This window comes from Rahnella sp. PAMC25559, from assembly GCF_050632365.1.
Classification (GTDB): Bacteria; Pseudomonadota; Gammaproteobacteria; order Enterobacterales; family Enterobacteriaceae; genus Rahnella; species Rahnella rivi.
Window position 1 is genome coordinate 1114417 of record NZ_CP192543.1, and the last position, 12398, is coordinate 1126814.

Here is a 12398-nt window from a genome sequence, read left to right on the forward strand (position 1 = left end):
AGCATGCATTTTCGTGCCATAACACGCATCGTCGGGGTGCTCGTCATCCTGTTCTCCGGAACGATGATTATTCCCGGCCTGGTCGCCCTGATTTACCGCGACGGCGCAGGACGTGCGTTCAGCCAGACGTTTTTTGTCGCCCTGACGATTGGTTTATTCCTCTGGCTTCCCAACCGAAAGCAGAAAAGTGAGCTGAAGCCGCGCGAAGGTTTCCTGATCGTGGTGCTGTTCTGGACGGTGCTGGGCAGCGTCGGGGCATTGCCCTTTCTGTTTTCCGAGCGGCCGAATCTGTCGCTGACCGACGCTTTCTTTGAATCCTTCTCTGGGCTGACGACGACGGGCGCGACCACGCTGGTGGGGCTGGACTCATTACCCAAAGCCATTTTGTTCTACCGACAGATGCTGCAATGGTTTGGCGGTATGGGGATCATTGTCCTCGCGGTGGCGATTCTGCCGATATTGGGCGTCGGCGGGATGCAGCTGTACCGTGCTGAAATGCCGGGACCGCTGAAAGATAACAAGATGCGGCCACGTATTGCTGAAACGGCGAAAACCCTTTGGCTGATTTACGTACTCCTGACCATTGCCTGTGCATTATCGCTGTGGGGCGCAGGGATGTCCGCGTTTGATGCTATCGGGCATAGCTTCTCGACGATCGCTATCGGCGGCTTTTCAACCCATGACGCCAGTATTGGATATTTTCACAGCGGCACCATCAACAGCATTATCGCTGTGTTCCTGCTGATATCCGGTTGTAACTACGGCCTGCATTTTGCGGTACTCAGCGGACGTAATCTCAAAGTGTACTGGCGTGACCCGGAATTCCGGATGTTCATCGGGGTGCAATTTACGCTGGTGGTCATCTGTACGCTGGTTCTGTGGATCCACAATGTTTACGGCTCAGGTCTGGAAACCATTAATCAGGCCTTCTTCCAGGTGGTTTCCATGGCAACCACGGCGGGGTACACCACCGACAGTATTTCGAAATGGCCGCTGTTTTTGCCTCTTCTATTATTGTGCTCTGCGTTTATCGGAGGTTGTGCTGGTTCAACCGGTGGCGGTCTGAAGGTTATCCGTATCCTGCTGCTTTACTTACAGGGGACGCGCGAGCTGAAAAGGTTGGTCCACCCCAATGCGGTTTACACCATCAAGCTGGGTAACCGTGCACTGCCTGAACGCATCATCGAAGCCGTGTGGGGATTCTTTTCCGCTTACGCGCTGGTATTTATAGTCAGCATGCTGGCGATTGTCGCGACGGGGGTCGATAACTTCTCGGCGTTTGCTGCGGTCACGGCCACGCTCAATAATCTTGGGCCGGGTCTGGGCGTTGTCGCCGATAATTTTGCATCCATGAACTCTGTGGCGAAGTGGATCCTGATCGTCACCATGTTGTTTGGCCGTCTCGAGGTCTTCACACTATTAGTCCTGTTCACGCCGACGTTCTGGCGCGAATAAGTTTATGAAAGGGAAACAAGAATGAAAGCGTTGATACTTTACTCAAGTCGTGACGGGCAGACCCATGCCATCTCTTCTTATATAGCCAGTGTGCTTAAAGAGAAGTGCAACTGTGATGTCATCGATCTGGCACACGCTGAGCATGTGGATTTGAAAAGCTACGACCAGGTGATGATTGGCGCTTCTATACGTTACGGCCACTTCAATCCGGTGCTGGATAAATTCGTTAAAAAACATGCCGACACCTTGAATCAAATGCCGTCTGCATTCTTTGGCGTGAATCTCACCGCCCGTAAGCCTGAGAAGCGCAGCCCGCAGACCAATGCCTATGTGCGTAAGTTTCTGCTGGCCTCTCCGTGGGAACCGGCAATTTGTGGCGTTTTCGCCGGAGCATTACGTTATCCACGATATCGCTGGTTCGATAAGGTCATGATCCAACTTATTATGCGTATGACCGGTGGGGAAACGGATACCCGTAAAGAAGTGGAGTACACCGACTGGCAGCAGGTTGCCAAATTCGCTGAGGATTTTGGGCAAATATCGTATAAAAAATCGCTGTAATGCGGTCTTTATCAACGTTTAGGCCAAAAAAAAAGCACTCAGAAAGTTTTTTGAATTTAGGGGTTGCGGCCTTCTGAGAACTCCCTATAATGCGCCTCCACTGACCGGGAACAACGACTGAGAAGTCGCTCGGACAGGAAGAGAAAAAGATGAAAGTTCGAATGAATAATCTCTTGACTCTTCAGCGGGAAAACGTAATATACGCCTCCCGCGCCGCATAAGATTCCTTGCGAACCGCGGCATGCTCTTTAACAATTTATCAGACAATCTGTGTGGGCACTCACAAGACGATATCAGCCACCTCGGTGGCAAAAAATATCAAGTCTTAAAGAGTGACCAAGCAGTAATTCATTTAGTTGAATTATTACGAAAGTTAATTTTTGAGCACCGCTTAACTTGTTTAAGCAAATCGAACTTTTAATTGAAGAGTTTGATCATGGCTCAGATTGAACGCTGGCGGCAGGCCTAACACATGCAAGTCGAGCGGTAGCACAGGAGAGCTTGCTCTCTGGGTGACGAGCGGCGGACGGGTGAGTAATGTCTGGGAAACTGCCTGATGGAGGGGGATAACTACTGGAAACGGTAGCTAATACCGCATGACCTCGCAAGAGCAAAGTGGGGGACCTTCGGGCCTCACGCCATCGGATGTGCCCAGATGGGATTAGCTAGTAGGTGGGGTAATGGCTCACCTAGGCGACGATCCCTAGCTGGTCTGAGAGGATGACCAGCCACACTGGAACTGAGACACGGTCCAGACTCCTACGGGAGGCAGCAGTGGGGAATATTGCACAATGGGCGCAAGCCTGATGCAGCCATGCCGCGTGTGTGAAGAAGGCCTTAGGGTTGTAAAGCACTTTCAGCGAGGAGGAAGGGTTCAGTGTTAATAGCACTGAGCATTGACGTTACTCGCAGAAGAAGCACCGGCTAACTCCGTGCCAGCAGCCGCGGTAATACGGAGGGTGCAAGCGTTAATCGGAATTACTGGGCGTAAAGCGCACGCAGGCGGTTTGTTAAGTCAGATGTGAAATCCCCGAGCTTAACTTGGGAACTGCATTTGAAACTGGCAAGCTAGAGTCTTGTAGAGGGGGGTAGAATTCCAGGTGTAGCGGTGAAATGCGTAGAGATCTGGAGGAATACCGGTGGCGAAGGCGGCCCCCTGGACAAAGACTGACGCTCAGGTGCGAAAGCGTGGGGAGCAAACAGGATTAGATACCCTGGTAGTCCACGCTGTAAACGATGTCGACTTGGAGGTTGTGCCCTTGAGGCGTGGCTTCCGGAGCTAACGCGTTAAGTCGACCGCCTGGGGAGTACGGCCGCAAGGTTAAAACTCAAATGAATTGACGGGGGCCCGCACAAGCGGTGGAGCATGTGGTTTAATTCGATGCAACGCGAAGAACCTTACCTACTCTTGACATCCAGAGAATTCGCTAGAGATAGCTTAGTGCCTTCGGGAACTCTGAGACAGGTGCTGCATGGCTGTCGTCAGCTCGTGTTGTGAAATGTTGGGTTAAGTCCCGCAACGAGCGCAACCCTTATCCTTTGTTGCCAGCGAGTAATGTCGGGAACTCAAAGGAGACTGCCGGTGATAAACCGGAGGAAGGTGGGGATGACGTCAAGTCATCATGGCCCTTACGAGTAGGGCTACACACGTGCTACAATGGCATATACAAAGAGAAGCAAACTCGCGAGAGCAAGCGGACCTCATAAAGTATGTCGTAGTCCGGATTGGAGTCTGCAACTCGACTCCATGAAGTCGGAATCGCTAGTAATCGTAGATCAGAATGCTACGGTGAATACGTTCCCGGGCCTTGTACACACCGCCCGTCACACCATGGGAGTGGGTTGCAAAAGAAGTAGGTAGCTTAACCTTCGGGAGGGCGCTTACCACTTTGTGATTCATGACTGGGGTGAAGTCGTAACAAGGTAACCGTAGGGGAACCTGCGGTTGGATCACCTCCTTACCTAAAGATACGCATTGTGCAGTGTCCACACAGATTGTCTGATGAAATTAATGAGCAAGAGCACCTGTTGATGCGGTAAGGGCAACCTTACGCTGATGCGAAAAGTGCCAAACCACGGTGTGGTCTGGTGCGGATTTTTCGTGTCCCCATCGTCTAGAGGCCTAGGACACTGCCCTTTCACGGCTGTAACAGGGGTTCGAATCCCCTTGGGGACGCCACTCCGATAATGTGTGAAAGACATTATCACCGAATATCTTAAAGATGACTTTAACGAGTCGTGTTTAAGATATTGCTCTTTAACAATCTGGAACAAGCTGAAAATTGAAAGTTTACAGCTGAACATCACTCTCCGTAGAAGTACTGAGTGGTGGATTAGTCTGTAACAGAGTCTCTCAAATAATCGCAGCGCGACGTTGTCTTTTAAGACACCTTCGGGTTGTGAGGTTAAGCGACTAAGCGTACACGGTGGATGCCTAGGCAGTCAGAGGCGATGAAGGGCGTGCTAATCTGCGAAAAGCGTCGGTAAGGTGATATGAACCGTTATAACCGACGATACCCGAATGGGGAAACCCAGTGTGTTTCGACACACTATTGCATGGTGAATACATAGCCATGCAAGGCGAACCGGGGGAACTGAAACATCTAAGTACCCCGAGGAAAAGAAATCAACCGAGATTCCCCCAGTAGCGGCGAGCGAACGGGGAAGAGCCCAGAACCAACATCAGCGTATGTGTTAGTGGAAGCGTCTGGAAAGTCGCACAGTATAGGGTGATAGTCCCGTACACAAAAATGCATACATTGTGAGTTCGATGAGTAGGGCGGGACACGTGACATCCTGTCTGAATATGGGGGGACCATCCTCCAAGGCTAAATACTCCTGACTGACCGATAGTGAACCAGTACCGTGAGGGAAAGGCGAAAAGAACCCCGGCGAGGGGAGTGAAATAGAACCTGAAACCGTGTACGTACAAGCAGTGGGAGCCTACTTTGTTGGGTGACTGCGTACCTTTTGTATAATGGGTCAGCGACTTATATTTTGTAGCAAGGTTAACCGTATAGGGGAGCCGTAGGGAAACCGAGTCTTAACTGGGCGTCAAGTTGCAAGGTATAGACCCGAAACCCGGTGATCTAGCCATGGGCAGGTTGAAGGTTGGGTAACACTAACTGGAGGACCGAACCGACTAATGTTGAAAAATTAGCGGATGACTTGTGGCTGGGGGTGAAAGGCCAATCAAACCGGGAGATAGCTGGTTCTCCCCGAAAGCTATTTAGGTAGCGCCTCGTGAACTCATCTTCGGGGGTAGAGCACTGTTTCGACTAGGGGGCCATCCCGGCTTACCAACTCGATGCAAACTACGAATACCGAAGAATGTTATCACGGGAGACACACGGCGGGTGCTAACGTCCGTCGTGAAGAGGGAAACAACCCAGACCGCCAGCTAAGGTCCCAAAGTCATGGTTAAGTGGGAAACGATGTGGGAAGGCATAGACAGCCAGGATGTTGGCTTAGAAGCAGCCATCATTTAAAGAAAGCGTAATAGCTCACTGGTCGAGTCGGCCTGCGCGGAAGATGTAACGGGGCTAAACCATGCACCGAAGCTGCGGCAGCGACGCTTAGGCGTTGTTGGGTAGGGGAGCGTTCTGTAAGCCGTCGAAGGTGACCTGTGAGGGTTGCTGGAGGTATCAGAAGTGCGAATGCTGACATAAGTAACGATAATGCGGGTGAAAAACCCGCACGCCGGAAGACCAAGGGTTCCTGTCCAACGTTAATCGGGGCAGGGTGAGTCGACCCCTAAGGCGAGGCTGAAAAGCGTAGTCGATGGGAAGCTGGTTAATATTCCAGCACTTGGTGTTACTGCGAAGGGGGGACGGAGAAGGCTAGGCTAGCCGGGCGACGGTTGTCCCGGTTCAAGCGTGTAGGGGGTGTGACTTGGTAAATCCGGTTACATATTAACCCTGAGGCGTGATAACGAGCCACTACGGTGGTGAAGTAGTTGATGCCATGCTTCCAGGAAAAGCCTCTAAGCTCCAGGTAACACGAAATCGTACCCCAAACCGACACAGGTGGTCAGGTAGAGAATACTCAGGCGCTTGAGAGAACTCGGGTGAAGGAACTAGGCAAAATGGTGCCGTAACTTCGGGAGAAGGCACGCTGGCGCGTAGGTGAAGGGACTTGCTCCCGGAGCTGAAGCCAGTCGCAGATACCAGCTGGCTGCAACTGTTTAATAAAAACACAGCACTGTGCAAACACGAAAGTGGACGTATACGGTGTGACGCCTGCCCGGTGCCGGAAGGTTAATTGATGGGGTTAGCAGCAATGCGAAGCTCTTGATCGAAGCCCCGGTAAACGGCGGCCGTAACTATAACGGTCCTAAGGTAGCGAAATTCCTTGTCGGGTAAGTTCCGACCTGCACGAATGGCGTAATGATGGCCAGGCTGTCTCCACCCGAGACTCAGTGAAATTGAACTCGCTGTGAAGATGCAGTGTACCCGCGGCAAGACGGAAAGACCCCGTGAACCTTTACTATAGCTTGACACTGAACATTGAGCCTTGATGTGTAGGATAGGTGGGAGGCTTTGAAGCGTGGACGCCAGTCTGCGTGGAGCCAACCTTGAAATACCACCCTTTAATGTTTGATGTTCTAACTCGGCCCCGTGATCCGGGGTGAGGACAGTGTCTGGTGGGTAGTTTGACTGGGGCGGTCTCCTCCTAAAGAGTAACGGAGGAGCACGAAGGTTAGCTAATCACGGTCGGACATCGTGAGGTTAGTGCAATGGCATAAGCTAGCTTGACTGCGAGAGTGACGGCTCGAGCAGGTACGAAAGTAGGTCATAGTGATCCGGTGGTTCTGAATGGAAGGGCCATCGCTCAACGGATAAAAGGTACTCCGGGGATAACAGGCTGATACCGCCCAAGAGTTCATATCGACGGCGGTGTTTGGCACCTCGATGTCGGCTCATCACATCCTGGGGCTGAAGTAGGTCCCAAGGGTACGGCTGTTCGCCGTTTAAAGTGGTACGCGAGCTGGGTTTAGAACGTCGTGAGACAGTTCGGTCCCTATCTGCCGTGGGCGTTGGAAGATTGAGAGGGGCTGCTCCTAGTACGAGAGGACCGGAGTGGACGCATCACTGGTGTTCGGGTTGTCATGCCAATGGCATTGCCCGGTAGCTAAATGCGGAAAAGATAAGCGCTGAAAGCATCTAAGCGCGAAACTTGCCTCGAGATGAGTCTTCCCTGTGGCTTTAAGCCACCTGAAGGGACGTTTAAGACTAAGACGTTGATAGGCTGGGTGTGTAAGTGCAGCGATGCATTGAGCTAACCAGTACTAATGACCCGAGAGGCTTAACCTTACAACACCAAAGGTGTTTTTAGAGTGGCTCTGAAGTAGATTTTCAGCTGAATGTTCCGAGATTGGTTCGTAGTGCAAGCCTGATTTAAGGTGCGCGTTATGGATGAAACAGAATTTGCCTGGCGGCAGTAGCGCGGTGGTCCCACCTGACCCCATGCCGAACTCAGAAGTGAAACGCCGTAGCGCCGATGGTAGTGTGGGGTCTCCCCATGCGAGAGTAGGGAACTGCCAGGCATCAAACAAGCAAAAAGCCCTGTACTGATGTACAGGGCTTTTTGCTATGTGAAATTTAGGGAATGGCGGCGCCTGTTTATTCGTCATCCTGTATTTTATGCTTCGCTTCTCACCACAAAACGCTGCGCCGCTGATGAACGAATACGTTAAACTATGCGCAATTAGGTCACTGACGAGTAATATGTTATGTCGAATGACGGCACCTCACTTCAATCCCTCAATACTTTTTCCATAGCAGCTCATGCTGCGGCAATAACGTATATCAATAGTACTGCTCAGTTAGTTGAAACATGGAAAAAGGCGAAAGAAAAGAATCAGCCATTTCTACTTTTAGGTGAGGGAAGCAACGTTCTTTTTCTTGAAGACTTTTCCGGTTCTGTGGCATTGAACAGAATAAAAGGTATCGAAGTAACGGAAAACTCAGAGGAATGGTTGTTACACGTTGGCTCAGGTGAAAACTGGCACGAACTGGTGTGCTACGCACTTGAACATAATATTCCCGGACTGGAAAATCTTGCCTTAATACCTGGTTGCGTTGGCTCTGCGCCCATACAAAATATTGGAGCGTATGGGATTGAACTGCAAAATGTCTGTCAATATGTTGATGTATTGAACATGAATAGCGGCGAGATTAAGCAACTTAAGGCGGAAGAATGTCAGTTTGGATACCGTGAGAGCATTTTTAAACATGCTTATAAAGACGGTTATGCCATTGTCGCTGTAGGGTTCAGATTAACCAAGCATTGGCAACCCAAGCTTACTTATGGTGATCTGATGCGCTTAGATCCGCACAGCGTTACTCCCCGTGAGATTTTTGATTCAGTATGCGCAATGCGCATGAGTAAACTGCCTGATCCCGCTATTACTGGAAACGCTGGTAGCTTTTATAAAAATCCCACTGTTGATTCCGTGGTAGCGGAAAAGATCCAACGAGACTACCCATCAATGCCCTCTTACCCGCAGGCAAACGGGCAGGTAAAACTGGCTGCGGGCTGGCTGGTCGAACAGGCGAATCTTAAAGGATTCAGTATTGGCGGTGCCGCTGTTCATCAGAATCAGGCACTTGTCTTGATTAATAAGGATCACGCAAGCAGTGCGGATGTTCGTGCGTTGGCAAAACACGTGAGAGATTCTGTTGCTGCAAAGTTTGGTATTTGGCTGGAGCCTGAAGTTCGATTTATCGCCGCCGGTGGCGAAGTAAATGCCGTGGAGGCTCTGTCATGAAAGATATAACCGTTCCGCTGCACTTGATCTCAATTTTAGCTGATGGGGAATTCCATTCCGGTGAACAACTGGGCACTGCGATGGGGATGAGCCGGGCCGCAATCAATAAGCATATCCAGACGGTACGCGATTGGGGTGTAGATATTTTCACTGTTCCCGGTAAGGGTTACAGTCTCCCGCATCCTATTCAGTTGCTGGATGAAGCAACGATTATTTCAATGCTCCCTGCTGGCCGTGTAAGTGTGCTGCCCGTAATCGACTCAACAAATCAATATCTTCTCGACCGGATTTCAGAACTGAGTTCCGGTGATGCCTGTGTCGCTGAATACCAGCAGGCAGGGCGTGGGCGTCGTGGAAGAAAATGGTTTTCCCCATTTGGCAGTAATCTTTATCTGTCGATGTACTGGAAGCTTGATCAAGGACCAGCAGCAGCAATGGGGCTGAGTCTGGTTATTGGCATCGTAATGGCAGAAGTGCTTCAGCGTCTGGGAGCTGAAGATGTACGCGTAAAATGGCCAAATGATCTTTATCTGAAAGACAGAAAGTTAGCCGGGATCCTGGTTGAACTAACAGGTAAAACCGGAGATGCGGCACAGTTGGTTATTGGCGCTGGTATAAACCTTAAAATGCGCGAGCCGGTTGCCGATACTATTAATCAGGGCTGGATAAACTTGCAGGAAGCGGGCGTTAATATAGACCGAAATGAGCTAACGGCAACTCTGCTGAAAGAATTACGCGCGGCATTATTGCATTTCGAAAAGGAAGGATTAGCTCCATTTATTACTCGCTGGCGTGGACTGGATAATTTTCTCGACCGACCGGTAAAATTGCTGATTGGAGATCAGGAGATTCACGGCATTGAACGTGGCATTGATCAGCAAGGAGCATTGCTTTTAGAGCAAGAGGGTATAATTAAGCCTTATATAGGTGGTGAGATATCTCTGCGCGGCGTGTGAAATCAAAAGGAGAGCCTGAGCTCTCCTTTTAATGTCTATTATACTATTTTCTGAGTCTTACATGTTCAACGGCATGGTTAGCACTTTTCGTCAGAATCAGACTGGCTCTTTCTCTTGTTGGAAGGATATTTTCTTTTAAATTCAGTCCATTAATCTCATTCCATAACTGCGTGGCGATGTTTACCGCTTCTTCTTCCGGCAGTTTTGCATAATGATGAAAATAAGAATCTGGATCAGAGAACGCACCCTGACGGAATTTCAAGAAACGATTGATATACCAGCCCTGCAATAAATCCTCAGGCGCATCGACGTATATTGAAAAATCGACAAAATCAGAGACAAATACATGATGCGGGTCATGAGGATAATCCATGCCGCTCTGTAAAACATTTAAGCCTTCGAGAATTAAAATGTCAGGCTGTTCGATGACTTTATTTCCTTCGGGGATCACATCATAAATTAAATGTGAATAGACCGGCGCGGTGACGCTCTTCGCTCCGGATTTTACCTCAGAAACAAAATTGACCAACTGATGCATATCGTAAGACTGTGGGAATCCCTTCTTCTTCATGATCCCACGCTCTTGCAGCGTTTTATTGGGATAGAGAAAACCATCCGTAGTGATGAGTTCAACGGAACGATGCTCAGGCCAACGACTCAGTAACGCCTGAAGCACACGGGCTGTAGTGCTTTTCCCTACTGCTACACTGCCAGCAATACCGATGACATAAGGTATCTTCTGGCCATCGGTTCCCAGGAATTGCTCAAGCACAGCCTGACGGCGCAGATTTGAACTGATATAGAAATTAAGAAGACGCGAAAGCGGCAAATAAATTTGTGCGACTTCCTCGAGAGATAAATCCTCGTTGATACCTTTAAGGTTCACCACTTCCGCTTCTTTGAGCGTTAATGGAACTGAATCGCGTAGAGCAGCCCACTGTGCACGATCGAACTGCAGGTAAGGCGTTGCCAAAGATGGGGCACTTTTTTTCATAAGTTAAAGTCTGCCTGTTAGCGCAGGTCAGGAAAGGCGTTCACGCCAACTCCAGACAGTAAACCAGCAGCATATTATAGACAGCTTCGTTTTCAGGGGAGATCTTTTTCTTATAACTTAACGATTTCTTTGATTGAGTTAAAAATTTTTTGAGAAAGTCATGTAAACCCACTAGAACAATGACGAAGCATGCGGCCATGCTCCCCGCAGGGATTCAAAGAAAAAACAGGAGCAAGTTACGGTTGAAGTTGTTTGTAATAGACCACTTCATTCCTTCTGCGATAATCCGTCGAGGACTTGCATTGCGCACAGCGATAACCCTGTGAACGATAAAAGGCTTCTGCAGCGGTGCCCGATTGCATGTCCGAAGAGAGCATTGTATACCGTAAAACTTGCGCCTTAATTTCTGACTCACGCAACAATAGACGACCTTCACCACTCCTTCTTACTCTCGAGCAGACCAACAAAGCACTGACTTCAGCATGATGCGAAGATTCTTGCGAACGGACCAGGTTAAGAAGCACAGTGCCCGTTACGCCTTGCTCATCCCGGGCAATCCAAAGTAACAATTCGTTGTGTGAGATCGCAGGGCGTAAATCGTGAAAAACATTTTCCGCTTCTTGCTGCTCGAAAGTGGGGGGCAAGCCTGCAGTGATCCCCTGTTTACTGGCTTCTATAAGCAAGCGGGCGAGCTCATCGCGGTAGACAGGTAATGTAGCGGCATTAAGCATGACAATTTTCATTGCTTACCTCTCAAATGGCAATTCAGCAGATTCAAATGAATGATGCAAAAGACACGCCATCTAAGAAATCCTTTGATACGCGGCGAAAGGGGACTGCAGAGATTCTTTAATGCTCACCCATGAAGCAAAAGTTCAAATCTGGTGCATGTGGTCAATATTTGTTTAGTGAGGAAGATTTTTACATCGCAGAGGGATATTGAAACCGGTTAGGATCGTCATTTCTGTGCCGGCCTGGGAGGCGTATTGGGTCTTTATTTGGCTCTTGTGAAGCGTAAAAGTTAGAAAAACCCTATTTTTTGAATAAAACATGAGCGAAGAAGCAAATCATGCAATTTTTTAGTTGCATACCCCGTAAAGTCTCCATAGAATGCGCAGCACTTGATGCCGGCATAGCTCAGTTGGTAGAGCAACTGACTTGTAATCAGTAGGTCCCGAGTTCGACTCTTGGTGCCGGCACCATTCAAGTACTTAACAATTAGGTGGGGTTCCCGAGCGGCCAAAGGGAGCAGACTGTAAATCTGCCGTCATCGACTTCGAAGGTTCGAATCCTTCCCCCACCACCATACAGGCCTTAGCAATGAGGCAACTTAGAGTGACCTGGTCTCTTTAAGAGAAGGTGAGGAATTAAGTGTCTCACGTCCTTTTCCCCGTCTTCGAGTTCTTCAGAAAAATTAGGTAGCCGAGTTCCAGGACGCGGGCATCGTATAATGGCTATTACCTCAGCCTTCCAAGCTGATGATGTGGGTTCGATTCCCACTGCCCGCTCCAAGTATGTGCTGATATAGCTCAGTTGGTAGAGCGCACCCTTGGTAAGGGTGAGGTCGGCAGTTCGAATCTGCCTATCAGCACCACTTCCAAATCCTCCCTCCTGATTTTCTTTCTGTAAACTAATTCGTCAAGCAAATGCTTGGTTGATGTGG

Annotated in this window: 6 protein-coding genes, 5 tRNA genes and 3 rRNA genes; 12 read left to right on the plus strand and 2 right to left on the minus strand. The window is 49.5% G+C overall.

Features of this window, described 5'->3' with window-relative positions; translation table 11 throughout:
• The first annotated feature begins 3 nt into the window (after positions 1-3).
• From trkH to birA, 8 genes are all read left to right on the plus strand, one after another.
• Entirely contained in the window at positions 4-1455 is a 1452-nt protein-coding gene (trkH, locus tag ACQZQY_RS06520; RefSeq protein WP_056772045.1) for a Trk system potassium transporter TrkH, read from the plus strand.
• A 21-nt stretch (positions 1456-1476) separates the two neighbouring features.
• A complete protein-coding gene (hemG, locus tag ACQZQY_RS06525; protein ID WP_056772043.1) occupies positions 1477-2016 on the plus strand; it encodes a menaquinone-dependent protoporphyrinogen IX dehydrogenase in 540 nt (179 codons plus the stop codon).
• A gap of 418 nt (positions 2017-2434) precedes the next feature.
• A 16S ribosomal RNA gene (locus ACQZQY_RS06530) occupies positions 2435-3977 on the plus strand.
• A 142-nt stretch (positions 3978-4119) separates the two neighbouring features.
• A tRNA-Glu gene (locus ACQZQY_RS06535) sits at positions 4120-4195 on the plus strand.
• Between the two features lie 224 nt (positions 4196-4419).
• Positions 4420-7328: ribosomal RNA gene (locus tag ACQZQY_RS06540) — 23S ribosomal RNA — on the plus strand.
• Positions 7329-7445: 117 nt separating this feature from the next.
• Positions 7446-7561: ribosomal RNA gene (rrf, locus tag ACQZQY_RS06545) — 5S ribosomal RNA — on the plus strand.
• The 16S, 23S and 5S rRNA genes sit together here with 1 tRNA gene alongside, the layout of an rRNA operon.
• A 186-nt stretch (positions 7562-7747) precedes the next feature.
• Positions 7748-8785, plus strand: a complete 1038-nt coding sequence (murB, locus tag ACQZQY_RS06550; protein ID WP_431296809.1) for a UDP-N-acetylmuramate dehydrogenase — start codon at positions 7748-7750, stop codon at positions 8783-8785.
• Positions 8782-9741 (plus strand): bifunctional biotin--[acetyl-CoA-carboxylase] ligase/biotin operon repressor BirA, encoded by a 960-nt coding sequence (gene birA / locus ACQZQY_RS06555; RefSeq protein WP_183851088.1) that lies wholly within the window; start codon positions 8782-8784, stop codon positions 9739-9741. Before murB ends, birA begins: the two co-directional genes overlap by 4 nt.
• A gap of 43 nt (positions 9742-9784) precedes the next feature.
• Here the strand turns inward: birA and coaA are convergent, their stop codons facing one another.
• Both coaA and ACQZQY_RS06565 read right to left on the minus strand, forming a co-directional pair.
• Positions 9785-10735, minus strand: a complete 951-nt coding sequence (gene coaA, locus ACQZQY_RS06560) for a type I pantothenate kinase (RefSeq protein ID WP_056780224.1) — start codon at positions 10733-10735, stop codon at positions 9785-9787.
• A gap of 236 nt (positions 10736-10971) precedes the next feature.
• Positions 10972-11478, minus strand: coding sequence for a GNAT family N-acetyltransferase (locus ACQZQY_RS06565; protein WP_431296810.1), 507 nt, complete (start codon positions 11476-11478; stop codon positions 10972-10974).
• A 383-nt stretch (positions 11479-11861) separates the two neighbouring features.
• Here ACQZQY_RS06565 and ACQZQY_RS06570 point away from each other — a divergent pair.
• From ACQZQY_RS06570 to ACQZQY_RS06585, 4 genes are all read left to right on the plus strand, one after another.
• Positions 11862-11937: transfer RNA gene (locus ACQZQY_RS06570), tRNA-Thr, on the plus strand.
• 19 nt (positions 11938-11956) lie between these two features.
• A tRNA-Tyr gene (locus ACQZQY_RS06575) sits at positions 11957-12041 on the plus strand.
• A gap of 130 nt (positions 12042-12171) precedes the next feature.
• A tRNA-Gly gene (locus ACQZQY_RS06580) sits at positions 12172-12246 on the plus strand.
• A gap of 7 nt (positions 12247-12253) precedes the next feature.
• Positions 12254-12329: transfer RNA gene (locus tag ACQZQY_RS06585), tRNA-Thr, on the plus strand.
• The last annotated feature ends 69 nt before the right edge of the window (positions 12330-12398 follow it).

What these genes read in the sequence shown, in the direction of transcription:
- trkH (WP_056772045.1), top strand. Translation starts at nt 4, where the DNA reads ATGCATTTTCGTGCCATAACACGCATCGTCGGGGTGCTCGTCATCCTG.
- hemG (WP_056772043.1), top strand. Translation starts at nt 1,477, where the DNA reads ATGAAAGCGTTGATACTTTACTCAAGTCGTGACGGGCAGACCCATGCC.
- murB (WP_431296809.1), top strand. Translation starts at nt 7,748, where the DNA reads ATGTCGAATGACGGCACCTCACTTCAATCCCTCAATACTTTTTCCATA.
- birA (WP_183851088.1), top strand. Translation starts at nt 8,782, where the DNA reads ATGAAAGATATAACCGTTCCGCTGCACTTGATCTCAATTTTAGCTGAT.
- coaA (WP_056780224.1), bottom strand. Translation starts at nt 10,735, where the DNA reads ATGAAAAAAAGTGCCCCATCTTTGGCAACGCCTTACCTGCAGTTCGAT.
- ACQZQY_RS06565 (WP_431296810.1), bottom strand. Translation starts at nt 11,478, where the DNA reads ATGAAAATTGTCATGCTTAATGCCGCTACATTACCTGTCTACCGCGAT.